General features: G+C 36.0%; 21 protein-coding genes and 1 other annotated feature. Of the genes, 3 read left to right on the forward strand and 18 right to left on the reverse strand.

Going from position 1 to position 19,332, the window contains the following annotated elements; all coding sequences use genetic code 11:
- Positions 1-51: 51 nt before the first annotated feature.
- The 4 genes from Q0371_RS01750 to Q0371_RS01765 all read right to left on the reverse strand — a co-directional run bounded on the left by Q0371_RS01750 (position 52) and on the right by Q0371_RS01765 (position 3,060).
- Positions 52-636, reverse strand: coding sequence for a hypothetical protein (locus Q0371_RS01750; RefSeq protein WP_298467507.1), 585 nt, complete (start codon positions 634-636; stop codon positions 52-54).
- 338 nt (positions 637-974) lie between these two features.
- A complete protein-coding gene (locus tag Q0371_RS01755; protein ID WP_298467510.1) occupies positions 975-1,559 on the reverse strand; it encodes a hypothetical protein in 585 nt (194 codons plus the stop codon).
- Positions 1,560-1,614: 55 nt separating this feature from the next.
- Positions 1,615-2,004: a hypothetical protein gene (locus tag Q0371_RS01760; RefSeq protein ID WP_298467513.1), complete on the reverse strand. Its 390-nt coding sequence runs from the start codon at positions 2,002-2,004 to the stop codon at positions 1,615-1,617.
- 156 nt (positions 2,005-2,160) lie between these two features.
- Positions 2,161-3,060 carry an aminoglycoside phosphotransferase family protein gene (locus Q0371_RS01765; RefSeq protein ID WP_298467516.1) on the reverse strand — a complete coding sequence of 300 codons (900 nt, stop codon included), beginning with the start codon at positions 3,058-3,060 and terminating at the stop codon, positions 2,161-2,163.
- A gap of 167 nt (positions 3,061-3,227) precedes the next feature.
- On the opposite strand from Q0371_RS01765, the gene Q0371_RS01770 reads away from it, so the two are divergent.
- A complete protein-coding gene (locus Q0371_RS01770; RefSeq protein WP_298467519.1) occupies positions 3,228-3,707 on the forward strand; it encodes a GNAT family N-acetyltransferase in 480 nt (159 codons plus the stop codon).
- A gap of 381 nt (positions 3,708-4,088) precedes the next feature.
- On the opposite strand, the gene Q0371_RS01775 is transcribed toward Q0371_RS01770, so the two are convergent.
- The 6 genes from Q0371_RS01775 to Q0371_RS01800 all read right to left on the reverse strand — a co-directional run bounded on the left by Q0371_RS01775 (position 4,089) and on the right by Q0371_RS01800 (position 8,652).
- The gene (locus Q0371_RS01775; RefSeq protein ID WP_298467521.1) at positions 4,089-4,874 is read right to left on the reverse strand and encodes a DUF4097 family beta strand repeat-containing protein; all 786 of its coding nucleotides are present in this window, start codon (positions 4,872-4,874) and stop codon (positions 4,089-4,091) included.
- A gap of 63 nt (positions 4,875-4,937) precedes the next feature.
- Positions 4,938-5,351 (reverse strand): DUF5391 family protein, encoded by a 414-nt coding sequence (locus Q0371_RS01780; protein WP_298467524.1) that lies wholly within the window; start codon positions 5,349-5,351, stop codon positions 4,938-4,940.
- 101 nt (positions 5,352-5,452) lie between these two features.
- On the reverse strand, positions 5,453-6,046 hold the full coding sequence (locus Q0371_RS01785; protein ID WP_298467527.1) for a lysophospholipid acyltransferase family protein: 594 nt from the start codon (positions 6,044-6,046) through the stop codon (positions 5,453-5,455).
- A 176-nt stretch (positions 6,047-6,222) separates the two neighbouring features.
- Positions 6,223-7,110 (reverse strand): aminoglycoside phosphotransferase family protein, encoded by an 888-nt coding sequence (locus tag Q0371_RS01790; protein WP_298467529.1) that lies wholly within the window; start codon positions 7,108-7,110, stop codon positions 6,223-6,225.
- A 105-nt stretch (positions 7,111-7,215) separates the two neighbouring features.
- Positions 7,216-7,713: a hypothetical protein gene (locus tag Q0371_RS01795; RefSeq protein WP_298467532.1), complete on the reverse strand. Its 498-nt coding sequence runs from the start codon at positions 7,711-7,713 to the stop codon at positions 7,216-7,218.
- 69 nt (positions 7,714-7,782) lie between these two features.
- Positions 7,783-8,652: a GNAT family N-acetyltransferase gene (locus Q0371_RS01800; RefSeq protein WP_298467536.1), complete on the reverse strand. Its 870-nt coding sequence runs from the start codon at positions 8,650-8,652 to the stop codon at positions 7,783-7,785.
- A gap of 269 nt (positions 8,653-8,921) precedes the next feature.
- Between Q0371_RS01800 and Q0371_RS01805 the strand changes: the two genes are divergently transcribed.
- Complete coding sequence (locus tag Q0371_RS01805) at positions 8,922-9,227, forward strand: hypothetical protein (RefSeq protein ID WP_298467653.1); 306 nt, start codon at positions 8,922-8,924, stop codon at positions 9,225-9,227.
- 129 nt (positions 9,228-9,356) lie between these two features.
- On the opposite strand, the gene trpA is transcribed toward Q0371_RS01805, so the two are convergent.
- From trpA to Q0371_RS01835, 6 genes are all read right to left on the reverse strand, one after another.
- Positions 9,357-10,151: a tryptophan synthase subunit alpha gene (gene trpA / locus Q0371_RS01810; RefSeq protein WP_298467539.1), complete on the reverse strand. Its 795-nt coding sequence runs from the start codon at positions 10,149-10,151 to the stop codon at positions 9,357-9,359.
- Positions 10,144-11,343, reverse strand: a complete 1,200-nt coding sequence (gene trpB / locus Q0371_RS01815; protein ID WP_298467542.1) for a tryptophan synthase subunit beta — start codon at positions 11,341-11,343, stop codon at positions 10,144-10,146. The genes trpA and trpB overlap by 8 nt, the downstream gene beginning before the upstream one ends.
- A complete protein-coding gene (locus Q0371_RS01820; protein ID WP_298467545.1) occupies positions 11,340-11,954 on the reverse strand; it encodes a phosphoribosylanthranilate isomerase in 615 nt (204 codons plus the stop codon). Before Q0371_RS01820 ends, trpB begins: the two co-directional genes overlap by 4 nt.
- Positions 11,951-12,742, reverse strand: coding sequence for an indole-3-glycerol phosphate synthase TrpC (gene trpC / locus Q0371_RS01825; RefSeq protein ID WP_298467549.1), 792 nt, complete (start codon positions 12,740-12,742; stop codon positions 11,951-11,953). Before trpC ends, Q0371_RS01820 begins: the two co-directional genes overlap by 4 nt.
- Entirely contained in the window at positions 12,739-13,767 is a 1,029-nt protein-coding gene (gene trpD, locus Q0371_RS01830) for an anthranilate phosphoribosyltransferase (protein WP_298467552.1), read from the reverse strand. The genes trpC and trpD overlap by 4 nt, the downstream gene beginning before the upstream one ends.
- Before the next feature lie 68 nt (positions 13,768-13,835).
- Positions 13,836-14,052 (reverse strand) — a binding site (T-box leader).
- Between the two features lie 131 nt (positions 14,053-14,183).
- Entirely contained in the window at positions 14,184-16,205 is a 2,022-nt protein-coding gene (locus Q0371_RS01835) for a hypothetical protein (protein WP_298467555.1), read from the reverse strand.
- Positions 16,206-16,891: 686 nt separating this feature from the next.
- Between Q0371_RS01835 and Q0371_RS01840 the strand changes: the two genes are divergently transcribed.
- The gene (locus Q0371_RS01840; protein WP_298467558.1) at positions 16,892-17,107 is read left to right on the forward strand and encodes a hypothetical protein; all 216 of its coding nucleotides are present in this window, start codon (positions 16,892-16,894) and stop codon (positions 17,105-17,107) included.
- Between the two features lie 452 nt (positions 17,108-17,559).
- On the opposite strand, the gene Q0371_RS01845 is transcribed toward Q0371_RS01840, so the two are convergent.
- Both Q0371_RS01845 and Q0371_RS01850 read right to left on the reverse strand, forming a co-directional pair.
- A complete protein-coding gene (locus tag Q0371_RS01845) occupies positions 17,560-18,315 on the reverse strand; it encodes a class I SAM-dependent methyltransferase (RefSeq protein ID WP_298467561.1) in 756 nt (251 codons plus the stop codon).
- Positions 18,316-18,382: 67 nt separating this feature from the next.
- Positions 18,383-19,219, reverse strand: coding sequence for an alpha/beta hydrolase (locus tag Q0371_RS01850; protein ID WP_298467564.1), 837 nt, complete (start codon positions 19,217-19,219; stop codon positions 18,383-18,385).
- Between the last annotated feature and the right edge of the window lie 113 nt (positions 19,220-19,332).

The following is a 19,332-nucleotide window of genomic DNA, read 5'->3' on the forward strand; positions in this document are numbered from 1 at the left end:
AATATTATTTCCGTATAGTTACCTCTAACATATCTCTCAAAATCCACTCTATTATTTGCTCCTAAGATACTCTTTTATAGATTCAAAATCCTTCGAAATGTATTCAGCGTTTTGTAATGTTTGAATAAACCATGTTTTGATTTGAAAGGTATCTTCTAATAGTTGCTCTGTTCCCTCCGTTTCTTTTTGGACAACAGAATTCACAACAGCTACCCGATTTCTGTAATAAAGTATATGCTGCATAAAGCGATCTTTAACCTCTGGGTTAAATAGCTCTCCCATTTGTATTATTCCATTATTTATATGCTCCTCGGCATAAATTGCTGATGCAGTCACTGCAAGCTCTTCCTTAAACACCTTGCTTTTTATCATTTCGTTTTTGTATTCTTCAGATAATTTTTCTGTTATTTCGGCGATTTCTAACAAATTATTCTTGTTAGGCTCATCTAAACTTTTTTTACTATTAAAAACCTCTGCTATATCTAGTACTTTTTTTAATTGTTGGGTGATCGTATCTATTTTTTCTACATTAAATGAACCATTATTAAGTAAGCCTTTTGTTTTTTCAAATACATAAAGCCTTTGAAGATATCCATTTAGTAACACTAGGCCGTTATATTGTGTTGCAGCTTTCATTAGTACACCCCTTTTCTATATTTATTAGACGCTTCCCTTTATAAGAACCTTGTAAACGATTATATTCCAAAAAGTGGATTTCAAAATCCATTTATGAATTTTTATGCTAAATAAATAGAGAACTATGACATTTATATGCTTTCTAAGGAAGTTAATTTTCTTCGGCTCAAGATCCATTTGTGTAATCCTTTCTCAAGCATCCGTAGCTGATAAGAAACTTCTTTATGAATAGAAGTTAAATAAAAAATAAGCTAGGATGTTTTCTCCTGGCTCATTTTACTTTAATATTATATTTTACTAAAGTACCTTAGTGTAAGAAGACCTTTTTGATAAATCCACTACTCAAGTTTAAAATTCATTATACTTCTTCCCTCAACCACTTCTCCATTTTTCCATATGAATTCGAAAGCATATTGATTTCCAATCATTTCTTCATCAACTGTAATTGTTAAAGGTGTATTTTCAGGAGTCTTTTGTTTTCTACTCACTTCTTTTGAGTCATATTCATCTCTATTAACAACGTGTATTAAATGAATTTCTGTTGGTTGTGGTTTTAACGAACTCCAATCAATTTGAAGTCGATTACCAGCTTCAACGTCTCCGCTATGGATATTAGGGTAATTGTAATGAATTAATTCATCACAATTATTCCAACATACTTCTCCATACGAGGAATCAAACAGATATTTCACGTTCCCCTCAGCAGACAAATGGGTAATTTCAGGGGTGACAAGAGCCTTAAAAGCTGGAAGGAAATTTTCTTCATTTTCAACAGTATTTTTTTCAGTCTGTATTTTTTTAGTACTCTCTTTGGATACTTGACTTGGCTCTTCCTTCTTTTGAGACTCCTGGTTATCATTGTTACACGCGATTAAAACTACTGATAATAACAGAAATATTAAAAGTAATAGTGTTTTTTTCATTTCGCACCCCTTCTTGAAGTAAAGTACCTCGTTAGCTGAAAAATTTAATAGTGTTTTATGAATTTGAAATTAACGTTATACTTTCAGACTCTTCACCATCTATTGTTAATATTATCTGAGACGAAGAGGGAGTTTTAGTTTCCAATTCAAAAACATCTTCACCATAATAGATACCTTTTTTATCTAATTCTATCTCGCCTTTACCCCAAGTTAAGAAGTCAGAACTTTCTACAAGTAAATTAAGTACACTTAGTAGTTCAGGTGTTTCCCCTTTATAGGTAATCTTTATACTCTGAATCTCTTTTCCCAAAAAATCATATTTAGTAATTAGTTCGCCATTCCAATTTACACCTTCGCCTTTGAATGTAAAACCACTATTGTTTTGACAAGAGGCTAACATCAACATTAAAAAGATAATAAAAACGTACATAGAAATTTTCTTCAATGTATGCTACCTCCCCTTTTTATTAACTATTCGACATCCTACCAAAAATTCCTTGTTCAACTAGCCTGCGTACGTTAGTTTAAGTGTAACATTTCCCAAATAAAACCACTTCCCTAAAAATCAACCCGAGCTTTTAACATAACCAAGCTAAATAACTTACTCAACTAGGAAGCTACGAAAATGTTGAGTGCTTATGTAAGATATCTCCCAGCTCGGATCTTTGTCTTCGATTGCCCAGCAAGCACTCAAAGTTCCCATTATAAAACTAGCTTTAATTAGTTTTTGTTTATCTAAATGTAATAAAGCAGAAATTTTATTTATTCTGTTGTGTAATACTTGTTTCACATCCTGATTTTTCGGAAGATGATTGACCATAAAGGAAGTAAAGTCAAAATATAGATGACCTATCACTCCTTTTGGATCTATAGCTGTCCAACCATGTGAGTCGGAAAATAGGATGTTTTCATGATGCAAATCTCCATGCAAAAGAAATATCTCATCTTTGTTGTTTATAAAGTCGCTAACAAAAGATTTGGCTTCTAATACAAATTTCTTCAAAGGATACTTGTCTGCATACTCACTCCTCAAAAAACGATCAAAACCTGAGAACCATGTAATGATTTCTGTCATTGAGTATGTCGGATTTACTATTCTTGGTAGTTTGCTCCATACCTCAACATATGTTTCGATTGCCTCTTCCTCTGGCAAATCAGAAAGCATATTGCCTGGGGATAGTTTTTCGAGTAACATAATCCCGTCCTTGTGATCAAATCGAATTAATTTTACACATCCTGTTCCGTTATATGTAATAAGCGTGTTAATTTCATTAGAAAAATCCCAGTTAAGAACTCCTATTTTGAGAATTGCCTGTGTTCCATCTTGCTGCGTTACGTTTAATACATAGTTATAAGACAAATTGTCTACTGGTTCCTCTATCGACAACTCCCATTTTTCTTTATATTCTTCTATTATTAGATGTAATTGATTGAGCCATTGCTTTCCTTCTTCTTGGAAAGCTCCTGTTATTTTATCTACAAATGCTGCTGGATACTTCATTTTGCCTTCATCCTTTATTGTTATTTGACCTATACTTGAAAAACTAGTTTTCTCTATTATATTCCTTGTTTATTTTATAAAGTAAGAAAATTTGAATTTTAGAGTTGCAAAAACATAGCACTCTAGTAAAATAAATTAAAATATATAGTATAAGTAGGAGACATAGAATGGAAATATTAATAGAATGTGCAACTTTAGATGATTTTAATTCGATTAATTTATTAGTTAAAGAAGGGCATGACGAACATTCCCTTGCCTTACCAAATATTTTTAGACAGGTCGACCAAGTAATGCCGCATGAATACTTCCATTCGTTGTTAACAAATCCATCCAGTGAAATATTAATAGCGAGGCTTGCTAATGAGGTAGTTGGGTTTGCGGTATTAGAGGTTAAAGAAGCTCCTCTGTTCGACTCACTAACCCCAAGAAAATTTGCATATATCAATGACTTTGGAGTGGCAAGCAAGCATAACAGAAAGGGTATCGGCAAAAAAATATTCCATGCATGCATGGACTGGGCAAAAAGCCATGGATCTACTTCATTGGAACTGAACGTGTGGGAATTCAATAATGGAGCCATTTCCTTTTACAAAAGTCTTGGAATGCAAACAGTAAGCAGGAAGATGGCAGTTCGTATAGATGAATAATCATTGATTGAAGAAGTCTATTATCAAGGTGAAAATAGAGGAAGTTTAAAAGCTAAAGCTCAACTAACAATACGTTGGATATAATCAAATATTATGACCCTTTCTGGTAAGTACATACAACTATTGATTTGCAAGGAATTATTTGATGTGAAGAGTTTCTAGTTTGTACTTTGCAAGGTTCTGGTTCATTTCCGCAATGTTTGAGTTCATCTCTGCAAGGTTGTTACCCATCTCTGCAAGATTCTCTTTTGTCTCCACAAGATTTATTTACTTCTGTGCAAGGTTTTTATACTCTAGCAGGTTTGATCAAAACATTCCCCATTAAAAAAAGAATGAACTATAAAAGTCCATTCTAACTCTTATTATATCTTCCTTAAAAATTTATTTAACAGATATACTGCCTAAATCCGTATCCAGCTCAATTTGATACTTGCCTTTACCATATGTGATGGTTTTATCAGAGGATCCGTAAATATTAATACCACCGAAATCATTGCTTGCTGTAATGGTTGCGTTTGTAGGCTCCTGATCAGAGTTCACTTCAATGCTACCATTGTCAGTGCTTAGGCTGATATACTGATCCAAGGTTTTCGTTTCTAAAGTAATCGATCCATTGTCTGAATCTGCCTCGATTTTTCCTTCGACATTTTTCATGAAAACTTTACCGTTATTCGTTTCGGCATAGACATCTTTGCCAATAATGTCTTCTAATTCTACTGAACCGTTATCAGATTCAAAAATAAGTTGATTTGCCTTAATCTCATTTCCTTCAACACTGCCATTTGATGTAGACACCATTATTTCTTCATATTCTTTTTCAGGTAAATAAATGATTAGCTTATTACTGCTCGTGTTTATTACAAATCGAAAATTATTCCACCACTTTTGCTTTAGCTCTACTAATAGAGTATTGTCCTTCACTTTTACCGAAAGATTTTTTCTGTTTTGTTTGGATGTATATTCAACTGACGCATCCGAACTAGACGAAGGTAATACACTAATAGATGCATTGTCAGAAGTGACTTCCACATGATCAAACTGCTCAGTTATGGTTGTTACCTTAGCGGCGTCTACTTGATAAAATCCTCTTACATTAAAGGCAATATTAATAACAATTCCAACCAATAAAATGGTTATACAAACGTAGACTATCCTTTTTAAATTCATATACTTTCCCTCCATCCCTTCTATGTCAAAGGGGCTGTATTTTGAAACAAATATCATTTAAGCTTAATCGCTCTGCGTAATAGGCTTTGAAATAAAAGCAAGGTACATCCAACGGCTGTTTACGATCAGCAATAAGATACTAATTCCTATTGCTATAAATAGCTGTATTCCAATCGAATAGATCGCACCAATAATCACAAATGCAATGATTAAAAAGAATATGCTAATTGCACCTAATGCACATGCAACAGCCATAATATATTTCATAAAAGAAATACCGACGGAATATAAAAGTAAGGGCACTAGATAGCAAACTAATAAGAATGCTAAACCTAGCCACATGCCCGTTGTTCCAAACTTATTTGAGTTTTCACCAATATCAGCCATTGGAGATAAAGAAGTCACAACTAAGAGGATACTGAATAAAATTGCGGAAAAAATTGTACAAATAATTAACTTCTTTTTAATGTTTTTCACGAACTCACCACCTTTTTAGACCTTTCCTAAATTATAGTAAATGTAGGAATGATCTAAAATAGACCTAAGGCTTTTGTTTACTAAGCCTTAGGTCTGATTATTTATGGATGTTTAGTTTTTTGGAATTTTTCTGCCAATAATTGTGTCTGGTCATTTAACAGCTCGGTATATAAGGCAAATTCATCTTTGTTTTTTACTTGTATAAAAATGGGTTCCCCAAATATGATGGTAGCTTTTTTCATTTGCTTTAATTCCTTTAAAGTACGAGGTCCCTCATAATAAGCTGGAATAATTGGAGTTTTAGATAGGTTTGCAATTGTCACTGCCCCTCTTTTTAATGGAGCTCCTTCAGAATTGCGTGTTCCACTTGGGAAAATACCTACTACTTCCTTGCTTTTTAATAATTTAACTGGAATTTTAATAGTACTCGGTGAAGGATTGTCACGATCTACTGGAAACGCATTGATTTTACGTAACAGAAAACCGATGATTCTATTATTGAATAGCTCTTTTTTTGCCATAAAATGAATTGGTACTGGAACTGCAATTCCTAATATAACTATTTCCAGCCACCCTCTATGAGTGCATGTGACAATATACCCCTCTTCTTTTGGCAAACGATCCTGGTGCAATACCTCTACTTTACCAAAAGATCTTACAATAATTTTAGCTATACCTAATACAAACTTATACATATTAACCACCTTGTCATCTACAATTAGTACCTAGTGCCAATTGTAGATGAGTATATAAAAAAATACTAGACATTTTTATATTTACTAGAAGAATAGTTGCTTACTATATGGTCAGGCACTAGCAAAATTCCCTCTCGATATTTAAATGACAGGAGCAGTCTTCTTATACACTTTAGTTATTGATCGGTATACCATTTAGGTATTAAAAGCTGGAAATTATTAAATTGGTCTAACGTAAATCGGGTAAATGCTTGGAACTTTTCTTTTTGTTTGATTGCAACTTGATGTCCCCATACCTCAGCTGAAATTAGATGAACTGCAGCATAAAACCGATGTAACTCCCAAAAGCTAGAAGGTATTTCCCCTTGCTTATGATATCCATCTAATACTCCCTTTGAGTAAAATTTACTAACCTGTACATTAAAATATTCAAGCTTATAAAATTCATTGACTGGATCGGCATATCTAATTTTTTGCATATCGATTAAACCACTAAACTTGTCATCATCAATTAAAATATTACCAGTATGAAAGTCATAATGCTGAATACAGCTTGGTCTTCCTTTTAATAGGTGAATTTGACTGTCTATAAAAGGAAGTATGCATTTATAATCAGGATTTGCCTCTACTATAGGTAGAAATTGTGGTGTCAATTTTATAATACGCTTTGTCCATACTTCCTCCCAACAAGGAGTATTAGGTGGAGCTGTGATACTATGCATTTTACGGAGTGTTTCTCCAACCTGTATACCTACTTGATATTGAACCTTTTTTGATAGAGTAGGAAGTTTCGTTTCTCCATTTTCGCCTTTTATGTAATCTAAAATTACGTAACTTCTATCCTTTAAAACCCCAACCTCATAGACATATGGGATATGGTGATCTAATTTATGTACTTTATTTGTGAGCTCAGCTTGATTTTTTAATTGTTGAAGATCTGTATTACTGGATAAACGGAGTAAATATTTTTGATCTACACACCATTTCTCGTCCTCTGAATATCCTTCCTCTATTAGTTGGAACGACGAGTAGTTTTGGAGAAAATGTATTTTGTGAAACTCCATAATTAGCACCCTTCCTAAAATTAGTTTAAATAGCAAAGGCACTAACCAAAGCTAGTGCCTCTGCAAAGATTTATTTCTTTCATATTGAATAAATATGTAAGTTACCTATTCAATAAACTCAAGTATTTCCGGTGAAACCGTCATAAAAATTAGGATTTCTGCATTTTCATATGGCCTATTTGCTAAATAATCCTCGATACTGATCATGCTTTCCCAGTATTGTTTTACTAAGGTTTCCTTAGAAGGGAGCCCCTTAGTAAAATAACCTCCCCCTGTTTCTTCTTTCATATAATCGTCCTCTATGTAAGCAAACAAATCACTAGAGATTTCTCTATTAAAAATGAGGATTTTGTTTGTGAAAATAGGAAACTTGAAATAAGGCTTGGAGGGTTCCGTAAATTCTGCTCCTATTGCTTGACCAAAATCAATCCATGTCGGTGCACGTAGTGGTCTATATTTTTCTGTTACTTTAGAAAACAATCGGCCTCCGTTTGTATAGGAACCTGTTTTTGTAGAAATATTTAACCCTTGTTTCATTGCTTGCTCTGGATTGATGTATTCATTACTATCTTGCTGGTGTCCTACATAATGGTATAATTCCATTTGTTATTCCCCTTTAATATATGTTCATAATTAGGAAGTTAAATTTATTTACTTTATTAAGTCCCAAGATCACTTCCTATAGGCGACTAGCTCACTTTTTAAATCAAAACCACATGACTTATAAAGACCTAACGCTTCGTCGTTACCAGAACTAACGCTTAAAGTAATTTCCGTAATACTTTCGTAGGAAAATAAGTATTGTAAGGCAGCTTGCAGAAGCTGGGTCCCTACTCCTTGTTTCTGATATTCAATAGAAACTGCTATATACTCTATTGTCCCATCGTTAAAACTAGGCTCTGCCTCTACATAAACATAACCTTTTATTTTTTTATTTCCGTCTCCTACCACCATTAGTCTATTATGTTTGTCCAACCTACTTAAAATTTCTGAACTATTATAGTAGGTCTCTGGAAACGTAACAGTGTGAAGGGCTTCAAATGATTCTTTAAAAGAATGGTCGTATTCAACAACCTCTGTACTTTCTGCAAAAAAGCTTCCTTTTTTAGCTGTTAGGATCAAATGCTGACCGGTTTCCACTCCGCAAGTTTCACGAATATATTCTCTTGTACGAAAGTTTTCCTTACCGACAAAGAATTCGAAGGTTTTAATTTCAAAAGGCAGCTTTGAAACCAGGTGTTTCCACATGGCATCTGCTGTTTCCTTATATTGCTCTGACTCTAAAACAAATGGTCCCCATACCTCAATGGTTCTCTCTTCCTCATCTATGTCAAAGCCAAGAGCACCTTTAATCGTGTCTAGCTCAGAGGCTACAGCAAAGGAATGCTCTAAATCCAAATCAGAAAACTCGTGTAGTATTGTATATTTTATTTCCTCCGCGTCTAGTCCACAATAGCCGATATGGTATATGGATTGATTATTAAGTGTTTCAAGAAATGTTGAAAGCTTTGTTAGGTTCGTTGGCTTATTAATTTCTAACATGTTATTGCCTCTATTCTAATTATAATATAGTGCTTACTAAAGAAGCTTGGTTCAAAGGGGTTATTAGTTTCTCCTGCTCCTATTATGAGCCTAATACAGTAATTCTATATATCGGCTAGAAATCCTCTTTATTTTAGAGGAGTAGACAATGTTATAAACAGTAATTTCCAACGTGTAAAATGTGGATGATTAGAGAATTGGTGAATATTGTGCTAAAATTGGAATAAATTAGACATCTCAAGAAGGGGGCTTAAAGTATGTATATAGCATTGGACATGATTAATACATTATTTCCTCTTGTAATAGTCGGAGGAATTGTAGTATTTGTTATACTCCGAATGAAGAAAAAGTATGAAAACGGTACCCTTGGTAAGAAAAAATCAAAAAGTGATCAAATTTTATTAGATAGTTTAATACCATTTGGATTGATGAGTGGACTTGCAATTGCTGTACTTTTAAACATATTCTTCCCAATCTCCTTACTAACTGCAATCAATTGGGCAACTGGGTTCGGTTTCTTATTTGGATACTTTGCTTATGAAGCCTATAGTAAAAAAGAAGACAGCTATTCATAAAAAAGGCAAGTTGAATACAGATTTTAAACAATCCAATCCAGTGATATATATATTAAGAAGTAACTTCCACAAACCATTTTATAAAGAAATAGCAATCCGATGTCTTTTTTATCGGATTGCTAAGCTTATTCAAGAAATTATTTTACTTTTGGAAGCGTTTATTAAATTTTTTATTTGCTCAGAATCTCCTTCATTAAACGCCTCTACAATTGCACTACCAACAATAACCCCGTCTGCTATTTCGGTCATTTTTTCTACTTGATCGGGAGTAGATATCCCAAACCCCACCATCACTGGTAAATTACTTATTTCTTTAATAGAAGAGAGGTACTCACCTAAATTATTATTCAATTCAGTCCGAGCCCCAGTTATGCCATTGATGCTGACTGCATATATAAATCCTTCACCAGCATCTACGATTTTCTTGATACGTTCTTTAGGACTTGTCAAAGACACAAGTGGCACTAATGCTACGTCCGTTTCACTAAGTACTGTCCGTAAAGACTCACTTTCCTCGTAAGGCACATCAGGGACGATTAAGCCACCAATACCAAGATGATGACAATCCTTTGCAAAATTACTTAATCCATAGCTTAATAAAGGATTATAATATGTCATTAGAATCAAAGGTATAGTCACCTCATGAAAGAAATCCTCTAATTCCCTCATGATATTTTTTAAGGTAGCTCCGCTTTGAAGAGCTCTTTCGCCCGCTTGTTGAATAGTTGGTCCATCCGCTACCGGATCTGAAAATGGAATTCCTAATTCAATAGCAGTAGCTCCTGCCTTTTGAAGGAATAGAATTCTATCCTTCAACTTATCTAGACCACCATCCCCTGCCATAATGTAAGGAACGAAAGCTTTTTGTCCATTTTTTAAGCAGCTTACTATTGCCTGTTCAAGTTTCCTTTTCTTTTTAGTCATGATTCAACCCTCCTAAAGCATCTCTGACTGTATGGACATCCTTATCCCCACGACCAGATAGACAGATAACTAGTGTTTCTTCAGGACTCATTTCTTTAGCCAGGTTGGCTGCATAATAGATAGCATGGGCACTTTCTAAGGCTGGGATAATGCCTTCTGTTCTGGCGAGTAATTGTAATCCTTCTAATGCTTCAGAATCTCTTACTGCATCATACTTCACTCTTCCAATATCGTTTAAATAACTATGCTCTGGCCCAGCTGCCGGATAATCTAACCCAGCTGAAATAGAATGTGCCTCCTGTATAAATCCATCATCATCCTGGAGGATATACATATACGCACCATGTAGTACACCTTCTTTAGCGCCTGCAATGGCTGCAGCATGCTTTCCAGTTTCGATACCTTCTCCCGCTGCCTCAACTCCGTATAAAGCAACGTTTATATCGTCTATAAATGGATGAAACATTCCAATGGCGTTACTTCCTCCGCCAACACAGGCTACGATGGCATCCGGTAGCTTCCCTTCCTTTTCAACTATTTGCTTCCTAGTTTCAACACCAATGACACGTTGAAAGTCGCGAACTATTCTAGGGAATGGGTGAGGACCAAGGGCAGATCCTAATATATAATGGGTGTCCTCTACATTGGCTACCCAGTACCTAAGAGCTTCATTGACTGCATCCTTTAAGGTTCCAGAGCCTTGATCTACTGACACTACCTTGGCACCTAGTAGCTCCATTCGAAAAACATTCAGTTGCTGTCTGCGTACATCCTCTTTCCCCATAAAAACGATACATTCGAGGTTGAATAGGGCACAAACAGTAGCGGTTGCGACTCCATGCTGACCTGCACCTGTTTCAGCTACAATCTTTTTCTTTCCCATTCTAACAGCGAGTAATGCCTGCCCAATCGTATTATTAATTTTGTGTGCACCAGTATGATTTAAATCTTCGCGTTTCAATAAAATTCTTGCCCCACCTATTTCCTTGGTGAGTCTTTCTGCAAAATATAAAGGTGTCTCTCTTCCAACATAATCTTTTAGGTAATAGTTCACTTCCTCTAAAAAGGAGGCATCTTGGATTGCTAATTCATAGGCAGCCTCTAATTCCCCTAATGCAGTCATTAATGTTTCCGGGACATACTGCCCCCCAAAACGTCCATATCGTCCAGCCTTCGTTTGTACCATGCTCATCTCTCCTCATCCTTGACCGTAAGTATAAATTCACGTATCAATTGCTCATCTTTTTTTCCATCTATCTCAACTCCACTGGATACATCCACCATAAAAGGCTTTACTCTTTCAATAGCCTCTTTTACGTTAGATACATTCAGCCCACCGGCCAAAATTACTCGCTTAGGGGATATTCGGTGTCCATTTAAAAGCTTCCAGTCAAAGGTCATACCACTACCGCCCATATAATTCGTGCCTGGGGCATCAAAAAGCATATATTCTGTATCAAAATTACTCGCTTTCTCAACGTCCTGTTCTTCTCTAATAGCAATTGCTTTAATAGTGGGAAACTTAACAGCCTCTATTAATTCGGATCCCTCATTACCATGTAATTGTATATAATCCAGAGGGACTTCACGGATTGCTTGTTCCAGTTCCTCTACCTCCGGATTAACAAACACTCCTATTTTTAACAACTCTGCTGGAACTAGTTTTGCTAGCTCATGCGCCCGGTCTATTGTGATTCTCCTTTTGCTAGGTGCAAAAACAAAGCCTACGGCATCGGCGCCGGCTTCTACTGCTGCAATCACATGACTTTTCTGCATCAAACCACATATCTTCACCTTAGTCATAGGACAACCACTTCCCGTTCAACTTGTAAGCTACGGATAGACTCCTGCACTTTACCGCTTCTCATTAAGGCTTCCCCTACTAGTACTGCACTGGCACCATAGCCCGCAACTCTTTTGGCATCCTCTGCAGTCCATATACCGCTTTCACTGATTAACACCCTTTTCTCTTGAAATGGAAAATGCTTTGCCAAATCAGCGGTATTAGTTAAATGAACTTCAAATGAATGTAAGTCTCTGTTATTCACTCCAATAAGTTTTGCATCTAATTGAAGTGCTACATCAAGCTCTCGGGCGTTATGAACTTCTACTAGCACCTCTAGACCATTTGACACTGCATATGCATATAAATCTGTTAACTTTTCCTTTGAAAGTGCTGCGACAATGAGAAGAATGACAGACGCACCAGCACTTTTAGCAAAATCTATTTGTATTTCGTGTATGATAAAGTCCTTGCACAAAATCGGTATGTCTACTGTATCTGCTACAGTCATTAAATCTTCAAAACTACCTTGAAAGAAAGGAGTATCGGTTAAAACGGATATGCAGGCAGCCCCGGAATTTTGGTAGAGAAAAGCTTGGTGAGCAGGGTCAACCATGCCTTGAATTAAACCCTTGGAAGGGGATGCTCGTTTAATCTCTGCAATGACTTGGAGCTGCTTGTTCTTATATAAAAGCTCAAAAAGAGAAGATCTTTTAATATCTTTTTTAGATATCGGTAGCTTTTTTTGCATCAACTGATTAACAAAGCTCTCTTTTTCTTTAAGAATTTTTTCGAGAATCGTAGTCATAGTATTACCTCCTGCGCTGCAGAGGAGCTATAGGCGATAACCGCCTCCAATTTATCAAAAGCTTTGCCAGAGAGAATGCTGTCTTTAGCTAGTTTTACACCCTCAGGTATATTATTAACAACTCCATTGGCAAAAAGACCGATACCTGCGTTAAATATAACGCTATCAAAATAAGCATCTTGCTTACCGTTAAGCAAGTTCCGCATTATAATGGCATTTTCCTGAGCAGTTCCTCCTTGTACAGCTGAGGCTGGATATGTGGTTAGGCCGACATCCTCAGGAGAAAGGGTGAAAGGAATCAAGTCCCCCTTTTCTACTAACACGAAAGAATTACTGCCTGCTAGGGAAGCCTCATCCATACCTCCTGTCCCGCAAACTACAATTGCTCGTTCTCTTCCAAGCATATGTAGTACCTTCCCATATTCCATCGTAAAGTCTGGCCGGTTAATGCCGGTGTATTGACTGATGAGTGGAACTGGGTTTGTAAGTGGACCAACGAGATTAAAGATAGTTGGTTTACCTATTTGCTGCCTTACTAGGCCGATTCTTCTTAGTTTCGGATGTACGATTGGTGCATATAAAAATGTAATGCCTTCATTTTTTAATATATTTAAAGAATCTTGTATATCAATCATAGATTCTATTCCCAGTGCCTCTAATACATCTGTACTTCCAGATGCACTGGAGATTTTTCGATTCCCGTGCTTAGCTACCTTTACACCCGCACCTGCCATAACAAACGCTGAGGCCGTACTAATATTAAAGCTATTAGATCCGTCACCTCCAGTTCCGCAATTATCCATATAATTACCGGAGGGTACATCTACCTTGACGGCTAAAGATTTTATTACCGTAGCAAGGGCTGCTACTTCGTTTGCCGTTTCTCCTTTTTTAGATAAAGCAATCAAAAATTCCTGTATCAAGTTTAAATCTGTACTTTCCTCAAAAATAATTCTGGAAGCTTCCTTCATTTCCTCGAATGATAAATGCTCATTATTATTCACCTGTTCAATATACTCTCTCATCTAATCTCTCCTCGTCTCATCTCAGCTAAATAAAAAAATCCTCTCCATAGGAATATAAAAATTCCCATGAAGAGGACGATGTTAACCGCGTTGCCACCTCTAGTTGGAGTATATATACTCCCCCTTTGTTCCTTATAACGTAGGAAATACGTCTACCTCTAAAACAAAAATGTTATCAAGGTAGCTCTGATAAGTCCATTCACATCAGTTGCAAATCAGTTCACACCTACCACTGACTCTCTTAATTGCATCACTGATGCTACTTCTCTTATTTAAACAATTTCTCAGCTATACTCATCTCGACTCGTCTGTTCTAATGGCGACATTGCTCTCAATGCCTTCTGCCTTTACCCGAACATAAAAGTTATTGTCTATGTTAATAGGAATACTTTAAATTGTCAAACTATTTTTCTCACCTAAATAATAATTTCAATTTCAAGACCACCATGGGTCATATTTGCAAAAGGTATATGATTAGACTCTTTGTCAGCCTTTATACCAATAATGATACTTTGTTGAGATACTTGATGGGTATAAATATAATTGATGAATTGCTCGGAAGCAATAAGCCCCTTTTCTCCCGTTTGGGAAACCTTCACCATTGGCTGAATACCAGGAGAGGTATTTCGAAGCTTAACCTCTAGTCCTTTTTCATTGCTTTCTATGATTGAAATATAAGATTGTCCGCTTTTAAATTGCACCGCACCATTCCCGTTATTTGCATTGATAGTAAAGAAAATTGATTGACCCTGAAGAGGCTGAAATGCAGCATTTCCTCCAAACAATGTGTTGTGTGCTACTACCCCTGTTGTTTCTGCATCCAAAGGTATTCCTTCTGGACCCATTTTAATCGTATTCCCAACTGCCCCTACGTCCTTACAGTTCCATAATCTTAAGCCGTAAAGAGTCAATGGATTCTGTGTTTTAATCGTGTTACCTAGAACAGAGCCGTCCTCCAAATTTCGAACTAAAATCCCTCCAGCTATTTGTGGATGATTTACATCAATTACGTTATTAGATATATTACCAGCAAAGTTTGGCTGTGTAGCAATCGAATATCCAACATACATAACGTATGGCTCAAAAGTAGTGTTAGCTACGTCTAACTCCCGTGGTGTGCCATGAACGATATTTCCCTCAATAATCAGTCGATCAAATGCTCCAGCAAAAATCACACCCTCGGTTCCAAAACAATTCTTTATATGATTGTTTGAGATTATCGTATTCATTTCTTGATTTTCCCTTGATTCTCGTTGTACCCCACCAACATATATCGCTCCAAGTGGATTTTTAGCATAGCCACAATCTTCAATTTTATTGTTCACTACGATGCAGTCTTTCGTAAACTGGTCCACATTCGTCCATTTATAGAACACACCACCGACCATGGAGTCCGAGATTAAATTATCAGTTGCGATTAAGCCACCTGCTGCGTGTCCATCGATTGCTTTTCGCTTATTTCCTCTTAATGTACATCCAGTTACTAAAAGGTCGTTTGCCTTAGGAAACATAGTCCCAAGAGCATTTATTCCATAACCCGGATCAACATACGTATGCAGCTTAGAGGCGTTTGGATGACCAGCTCGATCGCTTATACAATTAATCACTCTCGGTCTCTCCACTGCAGAAAAAACAAAATTACTTGAGTAATTGTCATGGGCATTACATTCTAGAAAGGTAATGTCTTTGTTATCCTCGTATTGTAAATCTGTTGGCAAATAGTCTCCCAAATGACCAACTGCAAAACCAGAAAAGTTAAAACCACTACTCTCACATGACTTAAATAGAACATTTTTGCAGCCACGATGCACTAATACTCCGCTGCCGACATTCCCGATGAACCCGCCACCAAATATTCCAAAAGGTTTTCCATCATTTCTTGCGCGCTCGCTTGTATCAAAGCTATTATTTTTACGGTAGTTCCAAAAACCAGACGTGGGATATCCTCCAGCTTTCGTTCCTTTTTCCCCATATCCTGTGACTGGATCTATGCCCGGAAATTCCCCATACCCTTCAAACGTAATCCCCTCGATTACACAATCCTCACATTGCTGAAGCTCTAAAATTCCTTGGGCATGTGTCCTTGTAAACAATACTGCACCGTAGCCAACTAAATGCACTCTTTTTTTCCCTCTAAGGAGCAGGCATGGCTGGTCATTATTTGGAAAATCCTTTAGTTTGTTGTTTTTTTCTAGCCAATAACGCCCTGGTGGGAGAATTAACGTGTCTCCATCTCTAGCGTGATCAAAAGCAAGTTGGATTAATTCTTGAATCATTGTCCGTCCGGTTGTGTCGGCCTTAATCGTCTTAGCTGTTCCACCATCCATTTCATCTAACATTTCAAAATTACGTGTTATTCCTTGAACGAAATCCTTTGAAAGTTTATCTTCAATGTTAGTTGGAATATAATATTTTTTCTTGGGTGTATAATTAGTCATTTTTATATCTCCCCTTTTAAAGTATTTTATACAGGCTAATTCCTTAACAACGTTCTTTTCCTTCCCCCCTTTATGTTCTTATAAAACGATTAACCCCCTACACACGGGATTAGTATTTTACTAATTCGATGTGTAGAGGGTTATTTCCTTTACTATGTAAGGCAGAAACGACATTTCAGTTAAAAAGGCTAGTCCAAGATATGCTAATTTACCTAAAATTAATTGTTGAAGTAGGATTATTTTTTTATGTGTAAAGTAGAATTGGTTTCCGCTCATATCTCGGACGCTTTCCGTGGGGTGAGCGATAAGCCATCACCCATCGCTAACGCGCGTGGTTGTGATGTCTTATCTGTCTCCCTCATCCTACTGGAGTCGCCGCCTGCCCTACAATCAATAAATAAAAAAATTACTCATTTATAAATGAATACAAAAGTAAAATTTAAAACACTAGTGAGTACGTATTGCCTAATTTATCGCTCATTTAGCTATATATGGATTACAATAATTATTTGAAGCATGTGGATTGTCACATAAGCAGTGTCCAACTTTTTTCCAAGTATTGACTATTTATCTTGAGATTGGGTAATATATAAGTAAGAAAAGGTTATTTTTAATTCTTACAGCATATACTATGTATAATAAATATGAAGGATGTGCTGTAAATGAGGAAAAGGAGGGAAAAGAAGATGATTAAATTAGCGAGAGTTCCATCTTCGAGAAGAGTTAAACTAGGTCGTCAAAATAGAAAAATAAGTTTAGAAATGAAAAATGAATTACTTTCCAATCAAATAGCTCAAATAAAATTTAAAAATAATACAGAAGTACTTAAAGTAAATAAAGCAGGAGTAATTACTAATTTTGACTATAATAATCCGAATCATAAGAGGTGGCTAGAAGACTAATGAAAGCCGGGATATCTACGATGTTGTTTTTCCATTTAAACCACCACTTCCTGCGGACGGTTCTTCTGCAAAAGGTCGACCGGCATTAATTATTTCAGTTTCTCAAGATGGTACTGCTTTAGCCCTTATGGTAAAGATTACTGGTACCGCTCCAACTAATAGGTATCCTAATCGCGTTAAAATTACATATTGGCAAGAAGCTATGCTCGACAAACCATCCTATGCAGAAATAGATTCTGAAGAATATTTTAATCTTGAAGATGCGGAAACTTATCGCGGAACATTAAATTCAATAGATTTAAATAATATTTTAATGGCTTATGTGAAATTAAATGCAGGCACATGATTTGCTAGATAATCATATTCATAGAGAAATAGTGCATTTATTCGGGATTATATCGTTTATTAAATGAATATAATTTAATGACAATTTTCTTGTTAAATATTTTTATTCACCCGTTTTTCGCCACTAATATAAAGCGATGTTGTAGACTTTCTATATATCCTTGACTTTCCTTCATTTTCTCTAATTCTATTAATCGTTCCAGACAGGAGTCGACTGTAAATCCTGGAAATTCCCAATCTATAATTTTTGCATAGTACACAATTGCTCCGACATCCCTAAACTTCAACGAAGGATATGATTCGTTTTTATATAGTAAAGAAAATCCTTCAGCCGTAAACTTTTGGGCTTCGTTCTCGAGAGAGAAATTAGGATATAGAGACTTGAAGTTAGGGATTAAATTGTTAGAAAGCCACTCATTATCCCTTCCCCCTACCTGCTGGGTTATAAAGATGCCGTCTTTTTTAAGAACTCTTCGAACTTCCTTCAAATTATAGGATTCATGGCGATTAATAATAACATCAAAGGTTTGGTCCTCAAAAGGTAATAGATTGTCATCAAACACCTGCTTAACATGTATCCCTAATGGCTCCAAAGTCTCTTTGCATAAATTTATATTGGGCTCCCACCCTTCTGTAATGGATGTATTTTCATAGGGATGACCTAAGGTGAGCAGGAACTCACCTCCACCTGTTCCCATATCTAGAAGAGAATGCTCATTAGATAAGTATTGATCTATAATTTTTCGATAATCCCATGGTGTCGCTTGCTCTTCCCAACGGTTTTTTAAATGAGAAAAATCCCATCCTTTAAAGCTTTTCGCTTCTTCCATTAGCCACTCTTCTTTTAGTCTTAGTATATTCATCTAGACCATACTCCTAAAATTTATTTGCTAATAAAAATGTCTTATGATATTTCAAGTGCAGAGCTATCTAATCAAGTGTTTGGATCACGAATTTATGAAATTTTTCTGCTTCCTCTGAATAAGGAAAGTGATTACTTTCATTAAAAGAAACAAACGTTGAATTAGGCAATAATCGAGCTATCTCTTCTCCATACTTATACGGACATTGTGTATCAAATCTTCCAGCATATATGTACGCAGGTATATAGACACTTTTCAATTCTTCTCGAATATCATATGTAGCACATTCTACTTTTCTAAAATAATCAAGCCTTGGCCCCACTGTCTTTCCACTGTTAGGTGTCCTTAAGGCTTCCTTTAAGTTCTCCTCTTTATGATAAGACATCAAAGTCCATTCATAGCTTATACTTTGGCGAATTTCGATTGGAGTTTGTACATCGTTTAGTAAATCCATTATTTCTATTATTCTTTTAAAATTAGGGTTTTGTTGATTATAAATACTTTCTACATCCTGACTATAAGCAACACTAGCAGAAGCTCCACCTGCTACTATTTTGTCTAATGACTTCTGAGCTAATGTAGCATATTTTAAAGCAAGCATGCCCCCTGTGGAATGTCCACCAAATGCCCATGTATCTATATTCAAGGCTATCCGTATTGCCTCTAAATCTAATACCGATTCATCCATGCTATATTCCGATTCCTCTTTAGCCTGTACGGAATTTCCGGCACCTCTAAGGTTTATCAAATAGACATGGTAATGGTCTGTGAAAGGATTTGCAAAATGATTTCCTCGACTATCAAACGCACTATAAAGGTGAGTAATAGCCATAGGTGGTCCAGAACCTTTCTCAAATAATTCAAATGTACCTCTAGTCGTCTCAATAAAACCTTGCGTCCACATACAATGCCCCCTATTTTCTAAACTGCTAATATCCTACTTTTGTAAATCATACATTTCAGCCTTCTACCAAAGCTATATAAGAATAGCCATAAAAAGAAATATCAAAATGACTA

It is taken from the genome of uncultured Psychrobacillus sp. (genome assembly GCF_938022135.1).
Taxonomy (GTDB): Bacteria; Bacillota; Bacilli; order Bacillales_A; family Planococcaceae; genus Psychrobacillus.

Coding starts and splice junctions, on each gene's coding strand:
- Q0371_RS01750 (WP_298467507.1), bottom strand. CDS start 636: ATGAAAGCTGCAACACAATATAACGGCCTAGTGTTACTAAATGGATAT.
- trpC (WP_298467549.1), bottom strand. CDS start 12,742: ATGACTACGATTCTCGAAAAAATTCTTAAAGAAAAAGAGAGCTTTGTT.
- Q0371_RS01835 (WP_298467555.1), bottom strand. CDS start 16,205: ATGACTAATTATACACCCAAGAAAAAATATTATATTCCAACTAACATT.
- trpA (WP_298467539.1), bottom strand. CDS start 10,151: ATGACTAAAAAGAAAAGGAAACTTGAACAGGCAATAGTAAGCTGCTTA.
- Q0371_RS01765 (WP_298467516.1), bottom strand. CDS start 3,060: ATGAAGTATCCAGCAGCATTTGTAGATAAAATAACAGGAGCTTTCCAA.
- Q0371_RS01845 (WP_298467561.1), bottom strand. CDS start 18,315: ATGAATATACTAAGACTAAAAGAAGAGTGGCTAATGGAAGAAGCGAAA.
- Q0371_RS01820 (WP_298467545.1), bottom strand. CDS start 11,954: ATGACTAAGGTGAAGATATGTGGTTTGATGCAGAAAAGTCATGTGATT.
- Q0371_RS01790 (WP_298467529.1), bottom strand. CDS start 7,110: ATGGAGTTTCACAAAATACATTTTCTCCAAAACTACTCGTCGTTCCAA.
- Q0371_RS01755 (WP_298467510.1), bottom strand. CDS start 1,559: ATGAAAAAAACACTATTACTTTTAATATTTCTGTTATTATCAGTAGTT.
- Q0371_RS01850 (WP_298467564.1), bottom strand. CDS start 19,219: ATGTGGACGCAAGGTTTTATTGAGACGACTAGAGGTACATTTGAATTA.
- Q0371_RS01770 (WP_298467519.1), top strand. CDS start 3,228: ATGGAAATATTAATAGAATGTGCAACTTTAGATGATTTTAATTCGATT.
- trpB (WP_298467542.1), bottom strand. CDS start 11,343: ATGAGCATGGTACAAACGAAGGCTGGACGATATGGACGTTTTGGGGGG.
- Q0371_RS01785 (WP_298467527.1), bottom strand. CDS start 6,046: ATGTATAAGTTTGTATTAGGTATAGCTAAAATTATTGTAAGATCTTTT.
- trpD (WP_298467552.1), bottom strand. CDS start 13,767: ATGAGAGAGTATATTGAACAGGTGAATAATAATGAGCATTTATCATTC.
- Q0371_RS01795 (WP_298467532.1), bottom strand. CDS start 7,713: ATGGAATTATACCATTATGTAGGACACCAGCAAGATAGTAATGAATAC.
- Q0371_RS01800 (WP_298467536.1), bottom strand. CDS start 8,652: ATGTTAGAAATTAATAAGCCAACGAACCTAACAAAGCTTTCAACATTT.
- Q0371_RS01840 (WP_298467558.1), top strand. CDS start 16,892: ATGATTAAATTAGCGAGAGTTCCATCTTCGAGAAGAGTTAAACTAGGT.
- Q0371_RS01775 (WP_298467521.1), bottom strand. CDS start 4,874: ATGAATTTAAAAAGGATAGTCTACGTTTGTATAACCATTTTATTGGTT.